The sequence below is a fragment of the Mycobacterium sp. 1245805.9 genome, from assembly GCF_001672915.1.
Classification (GTDB): Bacteria; Actinomycetota; Actinomycetes; order Mycobacteriales; family Mycobacteriaceae; genus Mycobacterium.
This window is the reverse complement of record NZ_LZKR01000035.1, coordinates 43,434-62,414: the sequence shown is the minus strand read 5'-3', so window position 1 is coordinate 62,414 and position 18,981 is coordinate 43,434. Positions and strand designations below refer to the sequence as shown.

Here is an 18,981-nt window from a genome sequence, read left to right as displayed (position 1 = left end):
GTCAGGTTCAACGCCGCGTTCAGTGCCGCGCTGATGTCGGCACCCAAGTTGGGCAACGTAATCGGCGGCAACCCCGGCAGCGGCGGCAACGTGAAACTCGGCAAGCCCGGCAACGACAAGTTGATCGGCGGCAACGTCAACGCCCCCGACAACGCCGCATTCAACGCCGCGCTGATGTCCGCACCCAGGTTGGGCAACGTGATCGCCGGCAGACCCGGGAACGGCGGCAACGTGAAACTCGGCAGACCCGGCAACGACAAGTTGATCGGCGGCAACGTCAACGCCCCCGACAACGCCGCGTTCAGCGACGCACTCAGGTTGGCGCCCAAGCCATTCAGCGCAGCACCGAGCTGCACACCGAACGCACCCAGGTTCGGAATCGTGAGCGCAGGCAGACCCGGCAGCGACGCCAGGAAGTTCGCCGCCAGCGTCTCACCGGTCTGAAGCGCCCCGTTGAGACCCGCCCCGAGGTTGCCGGCCAAATTACCCAGTCCGTTGATGCCCGCGGCGAGGTTGGCGGCCAAGCCATTCAGGCTGCCACCCACGCTGGCCGACAAGGCCGCGTTGAGGTCAAGAACGAAGTTGGCGTTCAGCAGCGCCTGCAGGGCGGCGTTGGACTGGGCCATCAGCTGCGCACCCGTGGCCGACAAGGCCGCACCAGTACTCTCCAGTGTGAGCCCGGCTTGGACGATGGCGTTGCCGACCTGGACCAGCCCGTTGCCGAGACCCGATAGGAATAGGCCACCGGTCTGGAAAGCCATTCCGGTGAGCCCGGCGCCGAGGAACGTCTCGAAGGTGCCGGCAAGCCCGGCTCCCAGACTGCTACTCAAGCCGCCCGAGAGGGATCCGCTGAGCGCCGCCCCGAACCCGGAAATCGCGCCACCGATTTCCGCCGCCAGGTTCCCGCCCCCCGAGAGCATTGCGGCGCTGTTGGCGATTTCGGCTGTCACATAAGCAGTCGCGCCGCCGCCGAGTGTGTTGACGAAGGCGCTATGGAACGCGGCCGCTTGCGCGCTCAGTGCTTGGAACTCCTTGCCGAAGTTGCCGAAGAGCGCGGCGATGGCCTCCGAAACCTCGTCGCCCGCTGCAGGAGCCAAAGTTGTGGTCGGGGCGATGATCGACTGGGTGACCTCATCCAGTGCCGAGCGAATACCCGCAAGATCTTGGGCTGCCACCTCGACGAGATCGGGAACTGCAACGACGAAAGACATGTTCATCTCCCCACGCGAATGAACGACATATACGTTTGTAAGCCCGAATTATCGAGGCAAGGCGAGCGTAATAGTGTGCAACACAAGCACATTCGAAAATGATGGTTTTCAACCGGGTCCGGCGGGTCTATTTAAGATTCTGCGCGACCCGAATGCCCACAGCGGATGGTCATGACGAGACTTAGCGTACCGTGGGCGCACGGGTCGCGATACTTAAGGTACAAAGTCCTTGCTATTGAACAATTTTCAGTCCGTCTGGCCTCCCCTGTCGTTGCATTTGGGCTGCAGGTGACCGCATTTGGCGTGTGCCGAATAAGAGGTTGACCGACGGCGCGTGTTTTAAACATCGCGAGGCGATTTTATCCATTATTGGTATTCGCGTACCGAAAACAAGCGAATGACAAGCCGTTTCCGCAAGCACCCGTCGCGACGACCTGCTTAACGGCGCCCGCGAGAAAGATCCCCCCGAGTCGGCGCTCACCGGATGGGGCATGTTTTGCAGCCGCGCGTCAAGGTAGACGAAAATGGTATCCGCGTACCGAAAACGTGAGAATGACAAGGACTTTCCGCCGATCCCCATCCCGGGACCTAGCGAAGTCAGAAGGTCGGAAGAGGTATCGAGAGCAGCGGCGGGGGCGGGGCGGGCGCTCCGATCGCCTGGGCCAGCTGTTGGGGCGCGTAGTTCACAAGGAAGGGCAGCAGGCCGCTGAAGGGCGTGCTGCCGGCCCCGATGCTGACGTCGATCGGAGGCAGAACGGCGTTGCCCACCATCGTGAAGCTCGCCGTGACCGGGTAGTAGCCGGGCGCATGGAGAATGCCGTCAAGGGGGAAGTTGGCGACCACGGTGACGTTGACGATATTCCCGACGACGGGCCCGGTCAGGCTCGACAGGTTCATCACATAGGGGTATTGCGCCTGGCCGTTGAGGAAGCCGTTGGCGATGACGGCAGGTGCGTCGACGAAGGCGGCGAATGCCGCGGGTGCGTCCCCGGCCTGAACGGCCGCCACGAACGTCGCGGCGCTGTAGTCGGCCGCATCCAACGTAGCCGCGGGCGGGCCCATCAGGCTGGCGGTGAACACCAAGGACAGCCCGACGGCGTTGTTCACCGTCACGTCGGTGGGCACCGTGAGCGACTGCACCACCAGCGATGACGTCATATCGTTATTCGTCAGCGTCTCAACGACATTGGCAATGTTTTGTGCGATACGACCGGGTATGGCGGCAACGGGCTGGAAGTCCCCCGTTTGCAGCGCCGTCGCGATGGTCTGGCCGTAGCTGATCTGGTTGGGACGATCTGCCGCAGGAACGGGAACGGATCGGCGAGCCAGCCGCCTCCGAGGCTCTGCAGGTTGTTCCAGGTGTTGTAGACGAGGGCGCTGTAAGGGCCGGCGATCCCGGTGAAGTAGGGACCCGCGTCGGCCTGCGCGCTCAGTAGCCCGGGAAGTAGTGAATTAGCAACGCCCGCCCAGGGATTCATCAGGCCGGAGAGTGTCGTCGGCAATCCGGGAAGCGCGCTCGTCAGCAGGCTGCCCAGATTGCTTCCGAGCGAGCCCAGGTTTCCCAGGGGGCCGAGGACACCCCCGAATGAGCCCAGACCGTCAAGCAGGGACCCGCTCGGAGCCCCGCTCCCGAGGATCCCACCAAGCAACCCCGCGGCGCTGACGCCCTGGGCAGCGCCGGCCCCTGCCTGCGCGGGCGCAGTAACCACGTCCGCCACCGCCTGTCCGGCGCTGGCGAGTTCGGCGCAGGCATAAGCCGCCGCGCTCGTGTTCATCATGTTGACGAACTCGGCATGAAACGCCTGGGCCTGGGCGCTGAGCCCCTGAATCCTGCCCGAACTTGGCGAAAATCGCGGAGACGACGGCCGATACCTCGCCCGCCGCGGCGGGCACCAACGCCGTCGTGGGGCCCACAACCAACGCCGTCGCTCCTCCCAACGAGGCACGGATACCCGCCAGATCCCTTGCCGCCGCCTGAACTGCCTCCGGCGCCGCAATCACAAAAGACATGGCCGGCCATCTCGATTCACCGGCTGGGACTACCCGGTGAAATTCTAAGTAAACACAAGTTGAATACTCGATTTTCCGCGCTCGGGGAGGCCGGAAGTTGTGTTGGCGTCAATTAAATGCCGACGCTCCAACATCTCTGGGGAGTGACCGCGGCAGTGCGCGCCAGCCCCAGCGCCGCGTAGCCGAAACCCGTTCCGCAACAACATAATCCGGGCGCAGCGCGAGGATCTTGCGGTTGCGCCCTTCCGTCGACGACGAAGAACACGCCCAGTGCGAAGCGTTCGGCGCGCGCCGAGAGGCGTGCCGATTAGCCGCCGAACGCCGACGCAAGCAGTTGGGGCGCGTTGTCGAACAGCGCGGGAACGAGCCCGCCGATGGGCGGGCCGCTCACGGTGATCGAAGTTCCGAGCAATGAGGCCGTCGTCGTAAACGGTTGCACGGGAACGAGAAGGCCGGAGAAGGGAACGTCCACCGTCAGGCCCGGCGCCAGCAGCACGGGCAGCGTCTGCTGGCCGTTGAGGAAGGCGTTCGCGATGTTGGCGGGGGCGTCGACGAACGCGGTGAACGCCGCCAGTGGGTTGCCCGTGCCTACGGCCTCGAGAAACGCTGCGCCGCTCAGTGACGCCGCGAGGCCGGCGTTGACCGGGGCACCCAAGGCATCGAAAGCCAGCAACTCCGGCAGCCCCAGGCCGACGGCCAACGCCGGCGGATTAACGGACGTCACCGACAGCGAGGCGGGAACGATCAGGTCGCGGAAAAGGTTGGCGGAGCCCAGCGCGAACTGCCCGCCCGTGCTCAGGATCGTCAGCGGGTTGCCGGTCTGCAACGCCCCGAGAAGCAGCTGCGGATTGGTGAAGGTGGTGGTCATCGCCTTGAACACGGCGGGCGCAGTGACCGTCGTCCAGGTGTTGCCGATGCCCTGCAGGTTGGCAGTCGTGTTCGCGGCCAGGCTTTCGTAGGGTCCAACGATTCCGAGCGCGTCGCTGGTCGCCGCGGCGGCGCCGCCCCCGAGCAGCCCCTGCACCGGAGCGTTCACCGCACTCGCCAGGGTCTGCTCCGCGTTGGCCGCCTCGGTGCTGAGGTAAGCCCCCGCGCCGGCGTTCATCAGGTTGACGAACTGGGCGTGAAACGCCTGAGCTCTCGCGTTGATGGCTTGGTATTCCTGGCCGAAGTTGTCGAACAGGGCCGCGACCGCGCCCGACACCTCATCCTGGGCCGCGGCCACCACCCCGGTCGTCGAGCCGGCGGCGGCCGCGCTCGCCTCGCCGAGCGCTGAGCGGATTCCAGCCAGGTTCTGGGCGGCCGCCTCGACCAATTCCGGCTGCGCAATGACAAACGACACTGCCGTCTCCCATCGGCTCAGGAGGATCACCGGATGGTGACCAAGATGAACATGAGGTTAAAGGGACCAGTGTGTGAACGGGGGAAATTGCGCATTTTCGTGGCATCTGTGGCGTCACGATTTCGCCACGAAAACGCAACCGCGCCGAGCGCGGCGGCAACCTGCGCCGACACCTGGTCGGCGGCCGCAGCCACGATCCCGGTCGCGGCGCCACGCCGACGCGCTGCACTCGGCGGGCAGGGAGCGAATACCCCTGAATGCGGCTATGCCGCCGAAAGGCCGGCTCGCGAAGGCGACGCTAGGGGGTGATGACCGCCGCGAGCTGCGACCCGAAGCTCAGCAGGCCCGGGATGAGGCCACCGATTTGCGTACCCGGCAGCGGACCCAACACGTTGTCGACAACAGGACTTAGAGGAGTTAAAAGCCCACCCAGCGGGATTTCGGCGACTGACGGGATGGCCAGGACGGGGACCCCCTCTGACGTTACGGTGACCGTCAGCGTCGGCAGGCTTATGAACGTTTGGCCGTTGAGGAAGCCGTTCGCGATCGCGCCCGGCGCACCGATCAGCGCCGCCGCGGCCCCCAACGGTTCCCCCGACTGCACCGCGGTGACGACCGCTAGCGCGCTGGAATTCAGGGCACTCAACCCGTTGGCCGGCGCACCTACCGCGTCCAGAAGGAACTGCAACGGCAAGCCGAAGGTGATTTCGAAGTTCCCCGGATTAAGCGTCACCCCGAAGTTGGTGAGCGCGTTTACCACGTTGGTGAAGTTTTGTGACATCTGCGCGGGGATGGAGCCCGGGGGCAACAGGTTGGTGACGTTCTGCGCCATCTGTCCGGGGATCGCCAGGATGGGCGCGAGATCTCCCAGCGGGCCAAGCGGAGTGACGGGCAGCGCCGGGGCCGTGGGCGAGCCGAGTTGACCTATGTCAACGTTGAACGGCTGGAAACCGGGCAGCACAACATTTTCCAAGCCCTGCGCAATGGCGTGCACCGCACCCTGGACGTCACCGCCGGCGAGGGCCTCACCGGCCGCCTGGAAGCTGGCGGGCAACCCGTTCAACCCGGTGACCAGGTCGGTGCCGGCATTCTGCAGCGCCGTGACGACGGTCTGCGCGTCGCCGATCTGGTTTGTGATCAGCTGCGGCAGCAGCGCGCCGGGGTTGAGCGTCGACAGGCCCTGGATGCCGGTCTGGACGGTCGCGGGCAGATTGGCGAGCTCGGCGGGCAGGTTCTGGATGCCGGTCGCGATCGATGAACCGATCGTCTGCGCATAGCGGATCTGGTTGTTAGCCAGCTGGTGCAGGAAGGGGAACGGGTTGGCCGTGAAGGTGCCTCCGATGGCCTGCAGGTTGGTGACCGTGTTCGAGACGAGCGCCTGGTACGGCGCGGCCACCGCGGCGCCGAACGAGTTGAGCCCGCTGATCGCCGCGGACGCGCCGCCGGTGGGGAGCGATCCCAGACCGATGGGCGAGCTGGCGATCGCATTCGAAATCGCTTGCGCGCCAGACGGAATCTCGCCACCGAGGACGACCTGGGCGGCGTTGGCTGCCTCGGCGCTCGCATAGGCGCCCGCACCCGCGTTCATCAGGCTGACGAACTGCTGATGGAAGGTCTGCGCCTGGGCGGTCAGCGCCTGGAATTCCTGGCCGAAGTTGCCGAACATCGATGCGATCGCGACCGATACCTCGTCCTGGGCGGCCGTCGCGATCCCCGTCGTGGGACCCGCCGCCGACGCCGCTGCCTCCGCAAGCGACGAACGAATACCGGCAAGATCCTGGGCCGCGCTCTGCACCAGGTCCGGCGTTGCGATCACAAACGACATCTCCACCCTCTCCTCGGGCACCGGTCGGGTGACCGGTGGTCACCCGATGTTCAATACGAGACCCCCAAGGACCCCGCGCCCGCGCGGCGCGAAACCCCACTTGAGTCATTCGCTGCCGGTTACCGGCCGGGAACTTACCCCGCAGTAACCCTTGACAGACACGAGCCTAATAAGCCCTCGGCTGCAACGAAAAAGACAATTTGCGTTTTCACAGCGTTCGTTACGGTTTGGGATCTTTCCCGGAGCGACGCGCCAAATCCGCAGCTCGAGAGGACCTTTGGGACGCGCCGAGGGGCGGGACGCCGGCCAACTCCGACGCCCCGCCCCTCATGGATAGGTGACGGCCGATCAGCTAGCGGCGATGTCCGCCGCCAGCTGGGCGGGGAAGCTAAGCAACCCGGGAATCAGCCCACCGATCGGGGTCCCGCCTGTGAGTTGGAGCTGCAACTGGAGCCCATCCAGGTCGACAAAGACCTCGGGGGTAGTGAGCGGGGCAAGAAGCCCGCCGAGGGTCAAGTACGTCGTTGAGGGCAGAGAAAGGCCGAGCAGCGAGACGGTCGCCGGGGGCAACGTTACGACGGTGGTGCCGTTGAGAAACGCGTTGGCGACGACGGCCGGGGCATCCAGGAAGGTGGCGGCGAACGCCGACGCGTTCCCGGCCTGCGCCGCGCTGACCAGCGCCGCGCCGGTCGAGTTGAGCGCGCTGAGCGCGTTCGCCGGCCCGCCGATCCCGTCCAAGATCAGCTGCAGCGGGATCCCAAAGCTCAGCTCGGCCGTATCCGAGATGGTCAGCGTCGTCCCCAGGTTGGTGAAGGCGCTGATCAGATTTGTTGCGTGCTGCGCGATCTGCGCCGGAACGGATCCCGCCGGGAACAGGTTGGCGACGTTCTGCGCCATCTGTCCGGGGATGGCCACGATGGGTGCCAGGTCCCCCAACGGACCTATCGGCACGATATCGGTAACCAGCGTCGATCCATCCGACCCCGCCTGAACGCCGTTGAAGCCCGGGAGGAAGGCGTTGATGAGCGTCCGGTTGATGGCGCCGTATGCGCCACCGTTGTCGCCGGCCAAGAGATCCTGGGCGGCAGTGAGGAAGCCCCCCGGCAGCGTTTGAATTCCGGTGGCGAGATCATTCGCGGCGTTCTGCAGCCCCGTGGCGACCACTTGGGCGTTGGCGATCTGCCTGGTGGCCAACTGCTGCAGCAGGGCGCCGGGGTTGACGCTGGCCAGGCCGTGAATGCCGGCCTGAATGGTCGCCGGCAGACTGGCCAATTCGGCGGGCAGGTTCTGGATGCCGGTCGCGATCGTCTGCCCGTAGATGATCTGGTTATTGACGAGTTGGTGCAGGAACGGGAACGGGTTGGCGCTAATAGTGCCCCCGATGACCTGCAGGTTGGCGGCGGTGTTCGAGACGAGCGCCTGGTAGGGCCCGGCCACGGTGGCGCCGAACGAGTTGATCCCGCTGAACAACGCGGCCGCCCCGCCCGTCGGGAGCGACCCGAGCCCAATCGGCGAACTGGCGATCGCGTTCGAAATCGCTTGCGCGCCAGCCTGAATCTCACCGCCCAACGCGGCCTGCGCGGCGTTGGCGGCCTCGGCGCTCGCGTAGGCGCCCGCGCCCGCGTTCAGCAGGGAGACGAACTGCTGATGAAACGCCTGCGCCTGCGCGGTGACGGCCTGGAATTCCTGGCCGAAGTTGCCGAACATCGATGCGATCGCGACTGATACCTCGTCGGACGCCGCCGTCGCGATCCCGGTCGTGGGCGCCGCCGCGGACGCCGCCGCCTCGGGCAGCGACGAACGAATGCCCGCCAAATCCGTAGCCGCGCTCTCGACCAGGTCCGGCGTTGCGATCACAAACGACATATCCACCCTCTCCTCGGATCCACGGTGACCAGTGGTCACCCACATCGGCACAGCCGTATAAGGCGCCCGCGCACGGACGCGCGAGGCCCCCTCGACTCTTCTTGCTGCCACTTACCGAGCGGTAAACTTACCCGCGGGTAAGCAAGACAGACGTGAGTCTAATAAGCCGTCGCCCGTTGTCAATACGGGCAGAAGGATTTCCCGGAAATTGTTAGGCTGGCGAACCGTTCCGGAGGCGGCGAGCCTAACGCCGCAGCTCAGGGTAGCCGCACGGCTATCCGAGCGGCGGAGCACCGATCGCCAGCGCGAGGGTTTCGGGCAGGAAGACCAGCAGGCCGGGGAGGATACCGCCGAAGGTTGTGCCGCTGAGAGTGAGCGATCCGGGCCCGAACGCCGGGATGCTGAGCGATGCGAATTGCAGCCGGGTGAGGATCCCACCGACCGGGATCGCGGTGATCGTTTCGATGCCGCCGGGGCCGCCAAGCAGAGCCGGCAGGGGCAGCGCCGCCTGGCCGTTGAGGAAGCCGTTGGCGATGACGGCGGGGGCATCGATCAGTGCGGCGAGCGCCCCGAGCCCGTCCCCGGTTTGCACCGCGCCGATAAACGCGCTCCCACTCGATGCGGCCGCCTGCAGCGTGGTGATCGGCGGACCCAGCGCGTCAAGCGCGAGCACCACGGGCAACCCGATGTGCAGGTTGCCGGTGTTGAGATCCAGCGTCTGGGACAGATCCGTCAGCGTCGCGAACAAATTGGTCGCGTTCTGCGCCACTCTTGCCGGAATCGTTCCGGCCGGAAGGAGATTGGTGAAGTTCTGCGCCATCTGCGCGGGGATGCCGAGGATGGGCAGCAGGTCCCCTAACGCGCCGCCGGGCACGATATCGAGGAGCCCGGTGACGGGGTCCACGGTGACGTTGAGGTCGGTGAAAACCGGGGCCAGGAACGCGCCGCCGACTTGGAGCAGCCCGCCGGTGACATCGCCGGACATGATGGTTTGCATCCCGGTTTGCAGGTTGGCCGGCAGCGCGTTCAACCCCGCCATGAAATCGTTGCCGGCGTTCTGCAGCGAGGTGGCAATCAACTGGGCGTAGCCGACTTGTTGGTTGATGACCTGCTGCGCAACGTATGCCGGGTTGAAGGCTAAGACCCCGGAGATGTTCGCAGGCAGGTTGGCCAGCTCGGCGGGCAGGTTCACTACTGCGTTCGCAAATCCCGTCGCGATGGCCTGGCCGTAGCCGATTTGGTTGCTGAGGAACTGGTTCAGGAGTGGCGCGGGGTTCCCGCTGATCGCGGTTCCGAGGCTTTGGAGGTTGCTCGCCGTGTTCGAGACCAACGCCTGATACGGGGCGGCGACGGTGGCACCGAAGTCCAGCAGGACTTGCTCGACATTGGCCGCCTCGGCGCCCACGTAAGCGCCCGCACCGGCGTTCATCAAGGCGACGAACTCCGAATGAAACGCCTGCGCTTGGGCGCTTATCGCGTGAAATTCCTGCCCCGCGTTCCCGAACATCGCAGCGATCGCGACCGAAACCTCGTCACCGGCGGCGGCCGCGATCCCGGTGGTGGGACCCGTCGCGGTCGCGGCGGCCTCGGCCAGCGACGAACCCACACCCGCCAACTGCTGTGCGGCTCCCTGCAGCAGCTCCGGCGCCACGCTCAGAAAAGACATACCGATCTCCTCGACTGTTTGCCCGATGACCAGTTCTTACTTGCAAGTAAGATCTTTTGGGCGGGGCCGACGAAGACCATCGGTCAAATGGCGTAGAAAACCGCGCGAGGGGGTCGTAGATCCGCGGGTGCCGGTTCTCAGGCGCGCAGTTCGGCGCCAACCACCTCGGCGGCGCGCCGCACGGCGGCGTCGCGGGCTGCGCTCGCGTCGTCCTCGGTCAGCGTGCGGTCCGGCGCCCGGAAGCGCAGGGCAAAGGTCAGCGATTTGCGGTCCTCGCCGATCTGCGGCCCGGTGAACACGTCGAACAGCTGCAGGTCTTCGAGGAGTTCGCCGGCCCCCTCGCGGACGGCGTCCGCCACGGCCTGGGCCGGCACGTGCGCGGCCACCACGAGGCTGACGTCCTGAAAGACGGCCGGAAACGGCGACACCCGCGGCGCCGGCAGCACGTCGACGATGGGGATCGCATCGAGGTTCAGCTCCATCGCGCAGGTGCCCTTGGGCAATGCGGAGCGCTCGATCACGGCGGGATGCAGCTGCCCCGCGTAGCCGACGCACGTCTCGCCCACGAGCACCTCGGCGCACCGGCCCGGGTGCCACGGCAGGCGCTGGGTGGCGCGCAGGCGAACGTCGATCCCACTGGCGCGCGCCACGATTCGCACCGCCTCGAACGCATCGGCGGCCTCGACCCGGCGGCCGGGACCCCAGGGACCACGCGGTTCACGCAGGCCGGTCAGCACCGCGGCGACGTGCTGCGGCTGTCGCGGCAGGGAGGCGTCGAGCACCGCGATCTCGGCGTCGGTGGGCCGACGGTCGACCGGGATGAGCTCGACGCGGCGGGTCTCGTCGGTCGGTTGGACCACCTGCGCCAGGGCGAACAGCGCGACGTCGACGAGACCGCGGGATACGTTGCGCCCCAACGCTTCTAACAGCGCGGGCAACAGCGTGGTGGCCAGCGCGGGGCGGTCGGCCTCCAGCGGGTTGAGCACGTGTGTCGCCGAGCGCCGCGGGTCGTCGGCCGGCAGTCCCCACAGATCGAAGACGCCGGCGGGCAGGAACGGCGTCGGCAACACCTCGACATAGCCCGACTGGGCCAGCGACTTGCCGATCGCGCGGCGCCGCTTCTGCACCGCGGTGAGGCCACGCCCCGCGGGAGCCGCCGGCAGCACGGACGGGATAGCCTCCAGCCCCTCCAGCCGCGTGACCTCCTCGACGAGGTCGGCGGGCTGCAGCAGATCGGGGCGCCAGCTCGGCGGCGTCACGATCAGGATGTCGTCGTTTTCGGCTACCGCCGCGCCGATTTGGGCGAGCCGCCGGGCCGTCGTCCCCGGGCCGTAGGCCACCCCGGCGACGCGGTCCGGCAGGTCGACGCTGATCCGGATCGGTGGCAGCGACCAGTCCTCGCGCGGCGGCTCACCCCGCCAATCGGTCAGCGTCGGCGACACCGCTCCCCCGGCGATCTCGGCCAGCAGCGCGGCGCACCGGTCCAGGGCGGCCACCGAGATGGCCGGGTCGACGGCGCGCTCATAGCGGCGGGCCGCCTCGCTGGGCAGGTGCAGCCGTCGCTGGGTGCGCGATACCCCGGCCGGGTCCCAGACCGCCGCTTCGAGCAGCACGTCGGTGGAGTCGTCGCACACCTCGGTGGTGGCCGCTCCCATGACGCCGCCAATCGCCGCGGTCGCCGCTTCGTCGACGATGAGCACGTCGGCCGGATCGAGCCTGCGCTCGATGTCGTCCAGCGTGACCACGGTTTCGCCGGGCCGGGCGAAGCGCACCGCGAGGCCCCCGGTGATGCGATTGCGGTCGTGCGCGTGCATGGGGTGGCCGAGCTCGAGCATCACGTAGTTGGTGACGTCCACCGCGGGCGACGTCGCGCGGATCCCGGCCAGCAGCAGCCGGCGCTGCAGCCACCACGGCGACACGGCGGCCGGATCGATGCCGGTCACCGGGCGCAGCGCGAAGCGACGCACGCCGGTCTCGGGGTCCACCGCCAGCGGCCACGCCTCGCCCTCGACGGGCAGCGGCTTGATGTCGGCCGGATCGACGAAGTTGAGGTCGTAGGCGCACGCGATCTCACGCGCCAGGCCCCGCACCGACATGCAGTAGCCGCGATCGGGGGTGATCGCCAGGTGGAAAACCACGTCGTCGAGGCCCAGCACGTCGGCGCCCGAATCCCCCGGCGCGGCGGTTTCGGGCGGCAGCACCAGGATCCCGGAATGGTCTGCGCCCAAACCGAGTTCGGCGGCCGAGCAGATCATCCCGTCGGAGCTGCGGCCGTAGGTCTTGCGGGCGGTGATGGCGAAGCCGCCGGGCAGCGTGGTGCCGGGCAGCGCCACCACCACCAGATCCCCTACCACGAAATTGGTTGCCCCGCAGACGATCTCGCGTGCCTTTTCCTCGCCGACGTCCACCAGGCAGGCGCGGATGGGCTTCTTGAATTCGGTGAGCTCTTCGATGGAGGTGACGCGCCCGACCGTCAGGGGGCCGTCGACCGGGCCGAGGCTGACGACCTCTTCGACCTCGTGGCCGATGCGCACCAGCGTCTGCTCGATGTCGTCGGGCGCCGCATCCCACCCCGGGGCGCCGGCCGTTACAACCTCGCGCAGCCAGCTGTAGGGGACGCGCATCAGGCACCCACCCCGAACGGCAGCGAAAACCGGACGTCGCCCTCGACCATGTCGCGCATGTCCGGGATCCCGTTGCGGAATTGCAGCGTGCGTTCCAGGCCCATGCCGAAGGCGAAGCCGGAGTAGACGTCGGGGTCAATTCCGGCGGCGCGCAACACGTTTGGATGCATCATCCCGCAGCCGCCCCACTCCACCCAGTCGGCGCCGCCCTTCTTGTTGGCGAACCACACGTCGACCTCGGCGGACGGCTCGGTGAACGGAAAGAAGTGCGGCCGGATCCGGGTGCGCGCGGTCGGCCCGAACTCGGCGCGGGCGAACGCGTCCAGCGTCCCGCGCAGGTGCGCCATCGACAGGCCACGATCCACCGCCATGCCCTCGACCTGGTGGAAGACCGGCGTGTGGGTGGCGTCGAGTTCGTCGGTGCGGAACGTGCGGCCGATCGAGATGATGTAGACGGGCAGCTCGCGCTCCAACAGCGTGCGGACCTGGACCGGCGAGGTGTGGGTGCGCAGCAGCTGCCGGGAATCCTCGGGCGCGACGTAGAAGGTGTCCTGCTCGCTGCGGGCGGGGTGGTCGGCGGGGAAGTTCAGGGCGTCGAAGTTGAACTGCTCGGTTTCGACCTCGGGCCCCTCCGCCAGCTCCCATCCCATCGCGACGAACGTGTCGGCGATGTGCTCGGCCAAGATCGTGATCGGGTGCCGGGCGCCGGGCGGCTGCCGGGTCGAGGGCAACGTGACGTCGATGCCCTCGGCGACCAGGACCGCGGCGTCGCGCTCGGCGCGCAGTTCCGCCAGCCGTTCGTCGTAGCTGCGTTGGGCTTCGCCGCGCGCGGTGTTGACCCGCTTGCCGGCGTCGGCGCGCTCGTCCTTCGGGACGCCGCCGAGCGCCTGACGCGCCAGCGCCAGCGGCGAGCGGTCACCGAGGTGCTCGGTCTTGACCCGCGCCAGCGCGTCCAGATCGTCGGCGCCCGCGATGGCCTGACGGGCGGCCGAGACCGCCTCGGCCAACGCTTCCGGCGACAGGTCGACGGGTTGATCGCCCACGCGGCGGCACTCTCCTTGCTGATGAGGCTGTTGAACGCGGCGGGATGCGCCAGCGCAAGTGCCGATCATAGGTGATTCGGTGCGCGACGCTCGGTGCGTGCCGGGCCGTTAGCCGGCGAATGTCTAGCCGGCCGCGACGGGCTGCGGACCGGCGTCAACCGGCAACACCGGCAGCGCAGCGCGTGCGGTGACGAATAGATAGATCTTGTGGGCCGCCAGCGCGCCCAGGATGCCGAACACCGGCGCGGCGGCCATCGTCCCCCAGTGGTGCGCCAGGATCAGGAATCCGAAGCCCGAGGACGCCGCCAGCATCACGAGCCGCGTCGGCGTCCAGTGGATCGGTTGCCGGAACCGGGCGGACACCAGCACGCCCAGCACCACGGCCGCGGTGTGGCCCGCGTCGGTGAAATCGCCGCCGATGATCGCCGAGGCCAGGCCCGCCGCGACCCACCAGCCGACCCAGGCCGCACGCCACCGCGCGGGGATCACCGCCGTCATCGCGCCGAGGACCGCCAGGGCGCCGTAGCTCATCCCGACGTCGCTGGCCCGGGTGATCGACACCGGCATCCAGCCGAACTCGACGGCCGCGGCCAGGGCGGCGGCCACCAGCAGGGTGGCGCCGATGTGGCCGACCAGGAACGCCACCACCAGCCGGATGGTGCGCAGGTGCAGCTCCGCGAGCGCGAGCAGGCAGGTCAGGAAGGGCAACCAGAAGTACAGCGGTCCGGCGTCGACGACCAGCGCGCTGCCCAATAGGGTGCCCACGTGGCCGTGGGCCAGGTTGTGCAGGTTGGTGCTGGCCCGCTGGACGAGCACGTCATGCGCGTGCGGGCCGAGCGCGATGAGCGCGCAGCTGATGGCAAGCAGCGCCGCCACATACCCCACGGTGAACCGAACCCGGGCAAGCCGGGAGAAGATGCCCCCAATCATTGCCATCCATTATGTCGGCTAATTTGTTTCGGAGCTGTGATCAAAGGCTGTTAACTCCTTAAGAGTCTTGAGGCGATATATCCCCAGGTCAGCGGGGACGCCGGCGGGCTTACCCGCGAATACGGGCTTACGTGCCCGCTTGGCGACGATGCCCAACGCGTCCAGCTCGGTCTGCGGTAGCAGGTCCAACGTCGAGCTCGACACCATGATTCCACCTTTGGTGGCGCGTTCCATAACGCGTGCGGCGATGTTCACATCGACGCCGAGCCAGTCCGCGGCCATGCGCTGCGGCCGGCCAGTGTGGATGCCGACCCGCATCTGCGGTGTGTAGCCCGCCACCTCGACCGATTTCAGCGCCTCGTCGGCGACCAACACGGCCCGCACGGCGACGGTCGGATCGCGGAAGACGGCCATGAGCCCGTCGCCCATGCGCTTGACGATGTGACCGCCCGCGTCGAGCAGCGGCGGCTCGACGGCCCGTGCCACCCGTCGCAGCAGTGTGAGCGACGCGTCGTCGCCCGCTTGCAGCGACCACGTCGAGAAGCCGACCAGGTCGGTGAAGACCAGCGTGACCTCGGGGTTTGCCGGTCGCCGCGACACCGTCTCGGTCAGCGCCTGCCACACCTGCAGGACACCCAGGCTGAGCTCTCGCGAGGCCGCGTCCCGATCCCCCAGCAAGCGGTCGGCGGCTCGCGCCGCGGCGCGCGGACCGCCCTCGCCCGCGGTGGACAGCGGGTCGCCGAATTCCGGGTCACCGGGCAACAGCCGTCGCGCCCGCCGCAGAAACGACACCACACCCGGGCTGTGGTTCGTGGAGTGCAGCCAGCGCGCAGGAGATCGCCGCTCCGAAGCCGGGGACGCCGTCGCCACCGCTTCATGGTCGGTCTTCAGATCGGTCTCCGAGGCCTCGCCCGGGTCCGGATCGCGCGGCGCGAGTTCCACCAGGCCAGGTTAGGTCGTCGGCGAAGAAGCGGGCAATGACGGCCGCCACGTCTGGGTCACCTGACGGTTAGGCGGCGCTCATGATGCCGGCGAGGAGGCCACCGAACTCGGTGCCGCTCAACGGGAAGGAAGTCACCGTCCCGTCACTCGAGATGAGGGTGAACGTAGCGGGCTGTACAGGCGCCAAGAGCCCTCCGAACGGAATGGTCAGCGACCCCGTCGAGTATCCCGAACCCGACGGCGCCGGCTGGGTGATCGTCACGGATTGCTGCCCGTAGAGGAAACCGGTGCCGACGTTCGCGGGAGCGGTGACCAGCGCGGTAAAGGCCGCCACCGGGTTCCCCGTCTGCACCGCACCGACAAATGCCGCGCCACTGGCGTTGAGCGCGGCCAGCGCGTTGAACGGCGCACCTATCGCATCAACGGTCAGCGCGAGCGGCGTGCCCACCTCGAGGGATCCCGAGGTGATGGTGACGCCCAGTATCGATCCTTCCCCGTACAGCGTCAGCACCACCGGACCGAGCGGGGTGAGCGTATTGATGATGGGAATGGCGACCTCCATTCCGACCAAAGCGCTGAGCAGGTCCGTGCCGCTGGATCCCGCGGCACTGGCCAGGGAGCCCACGCCGCCGCCGGTGGACAACGCCTCGATGGGTCCGCTCACCGCGTTCAGCAAGGTCTGCTGTGCGTTCGCCGCCTCGGTGCCGACATACATGTCGGCGGCGCTGGTCAACGCGCCCACGAACCGGTCATAAAAGGCCCGCGATTGCGCGCTGATCGCCTGAAATTCCTGGCCGACGTTGCCGAACAGTCCCGCGATTGCGATCGACAGCTCGTCCTGAGCCGCGGGCGCGATCGCGGTGGTGGGGCCCGCCGCCACCGCGCTGGCGGAGTCCAGCACCGAGCCAATCCCCTCCAAGTCCCCGGCCGCCGCCGAGACGAAATCCGGTATGACGCTGAGAAAAGACATGTCGGTCCCCCTTGGACTCGCGACTGCCATCACGAAATCGAGCACTGAGTGTACTGGCGCGGGGCCGGCGCTGGCCTCACCTCCGGTCGACGTGCGAGCAGGTACCCACAAGCGCACGCCCGCAAACGTTCCTTATCACGACGCTGCCACGCCGACGCGGAAACTGCATAACAACGGTGCCGCCGACGTGCCGAATCGTAGACAACGCACGTTGTCAAAGTTATCGTGAGCGGAGTTAGGAGCAGGAGGCCGAGATGACTGCCATACCAACGACATCCACGGATCCGCTCGGACCCGACTCGCTCACCTGGAAGTACTTCGGCGACCTCCGCACCGGAATGATGGGCGTGTGGATCGGCGCGATCCAGAACATGTATCCGGAACTCGGCGCGGGCGTCGAGGAGCATTCCATCCTATTGCGCGAGCCGCTGCAGCGGGTGGCGCGCTCGGTCTATCCGATAATGGGCGTGGTCTACGACGGCGACCGCGCGGCCCAGACCGGTCAGCAAATCAAGAGCTACCACCGCACCATCAAGGGCGTCGACGGCGCGGGCCGCCGTTACCACGCGCTCAACCCCGAGACGTTCTATTGGGCGCACGCAACGTTTTTCATGCTCATCATCAAGGTGGCCGAGTACTTCTGCGGGGGCCTGACCGAGGCGGAAAAGCGGCAGCTTTTCGACGAGCACGTGCAGTGGTACCGCATGTACGGCATGAGCATGCGCCCGGTGCCCCGGTCGTGGGAGGAGTTCCTGGAGTACTGGGATCGGGTGTGCCGCGAGGAGCTGGAAATCAACCAGGCGACGCTGGACATCTTCAAGATCCGCATTCCCAAGCCCAAGTTCGTGCTGATGCCGACGCCGATCTGGGACCAGTTGTTTCGGCCGCTGGTGGCCGGTCAGCGCTGGATCGCGGCGGGGCTGTTCGAGCCGGCGGTGCGCGAGAAGGCGGGCATGCACTGGACGCCGGGGGATGAGGTGCTGCTGCGCGTGTTCGGCAAGCTCGTCGAGCTGGCGTTCCTGGCCGTTCCCGACGAGATCCGACTGCACCCGCGCGCGCTGGCCGCCTATCGCCGCGCCGAAGGGCGGCTACCCAGCGATGCCCCGTTGGTGGAGGCACCGGCGTTCGTGGGCCCCCCGCGCGACCGTCGCGGCCTGCCGATGCATTACTTTCCGCCGCGTCCCCGTTTCGCTCCGCGTACCCCGCTCGACCCCGCCAAGTTCCTGATGGAGCGCGCGGGATCGTTGGTGCACGGCACGCTGTCGCTTACCGGCCTGCGGCCCGCCCGGGGCCGGCGGCCCAGGGCGGCCTGAGCACGCCCGGCGTCCGAGACCGCGCCTTACGGCGAGCTCCTGGCTCGGCGCGCGCTCTGGTAGAGACAGATCGCCGCGGCCGCAGCCACATTCAGGCTCTCCGCGCCGCCGGACATCGGGATGCGCACCCGGTAATCCGCCCGCCCGGCGATGTCGCGCGGCAGGCCGCGCGATTCAGGTCCGAACAGCCAAGCGGTCGGCCTGGCGAGCCGTGGCTCGGCTTCGTCGAGAGAGATCTCACCGTCCACGGTGGTCGCCAGCACTTGCAGCCCCGCGTCACGAAGCGCGCCGACGGCGGCGTCCGCATCCGGGGCGACGACGACGGGAATCGAGAAAACGCTGCCCGTCGATGCGCGCAAGCACTTGCCGTTGTAGGGGTCGACGCCGTGCCCGGCAAGTATGACCGCCGCCGCCCCCATGGCATCGGCGATCCGGATCAACGTGCCGGCGTTGCCTGGTTCGCTGATCTCGACGCCGACGGCGATCAGCCGGGGCGCGCCTGCCAACGCGTCTTCCAGTCGTGTGTCGGGCATGTCGCACACCGCGACGAGGCCCGCCGGCGTCACCGTGTCGGACAGCGCCTTTGCCGCGCGCTCGGTCACCCGGTGCACGGGCGGGCTCTGCGTGGCAAATAACGACGCGTGCCGCTGCGCGGCTTGCTCGGTGACGAAGACCTCGCGGACCAGTCCGCGCGCCAACGCGGCCTCGACGAGATTGGCGCCTTCCGCGAGGAAGCGTCTGGCGCGCCGCCGCGTCACCTGCCGATGCAGTTTGACCGCCGCGGCCACCCTGGCCGAGCGTTCGGTGAGCGGTGCCGGCGTCGCCGGCAGTTAGGCCGCCTCTCCGGAATCCGAGGGGGCGTTGACGTCGTCGGGCAACGCCGCCCGGGCGACGTCGACCAGCGCGGTGAACGCCGCCGGATCGGTGATCGCGATGTCGGCGAGGTTCTTGCGGTCCACCTCGACACCGGCGGCCTTCAGGCCCTGGATCAGGCGGTTGTAGGTGATGTCGTTGGCGCGGGCAGCCGCGTTGATCCGCGAGATCCACAACTTGCGGAACTCGCCCTTACGCGCACGACGGTCGCGGTAGGCGTAGTTCAGCGAATGCAGCTGCTGCTCTTTGGCTTTGCGATAGAGCCGGGACCGCTGGCCGCGATAGCCCTTCGAGGCCTTTAGGACGCTGCGCCTCTTCTTTTGGGCGTTGACCGCCCGCTTCACGCGTGCCATGGATGTTCCTACT

15 protein-coding genes and 2 pseudogenes are annotated in these 18,981 nt (G+C 67.7%); 1 reads left to right on the top strand and 16 read right to left on the bottom strand.

Going from position 1 to position 18,981, the window contains the following annotated elements; translation table 11 throughout:
* From A9X00_RS06080 to A9X00_RS06030, 14 genes and pseudogenes are all read right to left on the bottom strand, one after another.
* Positions 1 to 1,211 (bottom strand): PE family protein (locus A9X00_RS06080; RefSeq protein ID WP_197515074.1); only part of this gene is annotated, 1,211 nt, incomplete at its 3' end.
* A gap of 597 nt (positions 1,212 to 1,808) precedes the next feature.
* Positions 1,809 to 2,369: a hypothetical protein gene (locus A9X00_RS06075; RefSeq protein ID WP_067150479.1), complete on the bottom strand. Its 561-nt coding sequence runs from the start codon at positions 2,367 to 2,369 to the stop codon at positions 1,809 to 1,811.
* An 11-nt stretch (positions 2,370 to 2,380) separates the two neighbouring features.
* Entirely contained in the window at positions 2,381 to 2,989 is a 609-nt protein-coding gene (locus A9X00_RS29595; protein WP_232006691.1) for a hypothetical protein, read from the bottom strand.
* A 15-nt stretch (positions 2,990 to 3,004) separates the two neighbouring features.
* Positions 3,005 to 3,221 (bottom strand): annotated as a pseudogene (locus A9X00_RS32720) (PE family protein); the annotation flags it as partial.
* A gap of 307 nt (positions 3,222 to 3,528) precedes the next feature.
* Positions 3,529 to 4,563 carry a PE family protein gene (locus A9X00_RS32455; protein WP_067150507.1) on the bottom strand — a complete coding sequence of 345 codons (1,035 nt, stop codon included), beginning with the start codon at positions 4,561 to 4,563 and terminating at the stop codon, positions 3,529 to 3,531.
* Between the two features lie 26 nt (positions 4,564 to 4,589).
* Positions 4,590 to 4,766: pseudogene (locus A9X00_RS32715) on the bottom strand (PE domain-containing protein); the annotation flags it as partial.
* 95 nt (positions 4,767 to 4,861) lie between these two features.
* Complete coding sequence (locus A9X00_RS06065) at positions 4,862 to 6,388, bottom strand: PE family protein (RefSeq protein WP_082974732.1); 1,527 nt, start codon at positions 6,386 to 6,388, stop codon at positions 4,862 to 4,864.
* 348 nt (positions 6,389 to 6,736) lie between these two features.
* Positions 6,737 to 8,254, bottom strand: coding sequence for a PE family protein (locus tag A9X00_RS06060; protein ID WP_067150473.1), 1,518 nt, complete (start codon positions 8,252 to 8,254; stop codon positions 6,737 to 6,739).
* A 274-nt stretch (positions 8,255 to 8,528) separates the two neighbouring features.
* The gene (locus A9X00_RS06055) at positions 8,529 to 9,920 is read right to left on the bottom strand and encodes a PE family protein (RefSeq protein WP_067150470.1); all 1,392 of its coding nucleotides are present in this window, start codon (positions 9,918 to 9,920) and stop codon (positions 8,529 to 8,531) included.
* A 137-nt stretch (positions 9,921 to 10,057) separates the two neighbouring features.
* On the bottom strand, positions 10,058 to 12,544 hold the full coding sequence (pheT, locus tag A9X00_RS06050) for a phenylalanine--tRNA ligase subunit beta (protein ID WP_067150467.1): 2,487 nt from the start codon (positions 12,542 to 12,544) through the stop codon (positions 10,058 to 10,060).
* Positions 12,544 to 13,587, bottom strand: coding sequence for a phenylalanine--tRNA ligase subunit alpha (gene pheS, locus A9X00_RS06045; protein WP_067150464.1), 1,044 nt, complete (start codon positions 13,585 to 13,587; stop codon positions 12,544 to 12,546). Before pheS ends, pheT begins: the two co-directional genes overlap by 1 nt.
* 123 nt (positions 13,588 to 13,710) lie before the next feature.
* Positions 13,711 to 14,517 (bottom strand): rhomboid-like protein, encoded by an 807-nt coding sequence (locus A9X00_RS06040; RefSeq protein WP_067150504.1) that lies wholly within the window; start codon positions 14,515 to 14,517, stop codon positions 13,711 to 13,713.
* An 18-nt stretch (positions 14,518 to 14,535) separates the two neighbouring features.
* On the bottom strand, positions 14,536 to 15,387 hold the full coding sequence (locus A9X00_RS06035; RefSeq protein WP_232006692.1) for an adenylate/guanylate cyclase domain-containing protein: 852 nt from the start codon (positions 15,385 to 15,387) through the stop codon (positions 14,536 to 14,538).
* Between the two features lie 139 nt (positions 15,388 to 15,526).
* Positions 15,527 to 16,429: a PE family protein gene (locus tag A9X00_RS06030; protein ID WP_067150458.1), complete on the bottom strand. Its 903-nt coding sequence runs from the start codon at positions 16,427 to 16,429 to the stop codon at positions 15,527 to 15,529.
* A 254-nt stretch (positions 16,430 to 16,683) separates the two neighbouring features.
* Here A9X00_RS06030 and A9X00_RS06025 point away from each other — a divergent pair, with 254 nt between their 5' ends.
* Positions 16,684 to 17,742 (top strand): oxygenase MpaB family protein, encoded by a 1,059-nt coding sequence (locus tag A9X00_RS06025; RefSeq protein WP_067150455.1) that lies wholly within the window; start codon positions 16,684 to 16,686, stop codon positions 17,740 to 17,742.
* A 26-nt stretch (positions 17,743 to 17,768) separates the two neighbouring features.
* Here A9X00_RS06025 and A9X00_RS06020 read toward each other — a convergent pair whose 3' ends face one another.
* Complete coding sequence (locus A9X00_RS06020) at positions 17,769 to 18,572, bottom strand: RNA methyltransferase (RefSeq protein WP_067150452.1); 804 nt, start codon at positions 18,570 to 18,572, stop codon at positions 17,769 to 17,771.
* Complete coding sequence (gene rplT, locus A9X00_RS06015) at positions 18,573 to 18,968, bottom strand: 50S ribosomal protein L20 (protein WP_067150449.1); 396 nt, start codon at positions 18,966 to 18,968, stop codon at positions 18,573 to 18,575.
* Between the last annotated feature and the right edge of the window lie 13 nt (positions 18,969 to 18,981).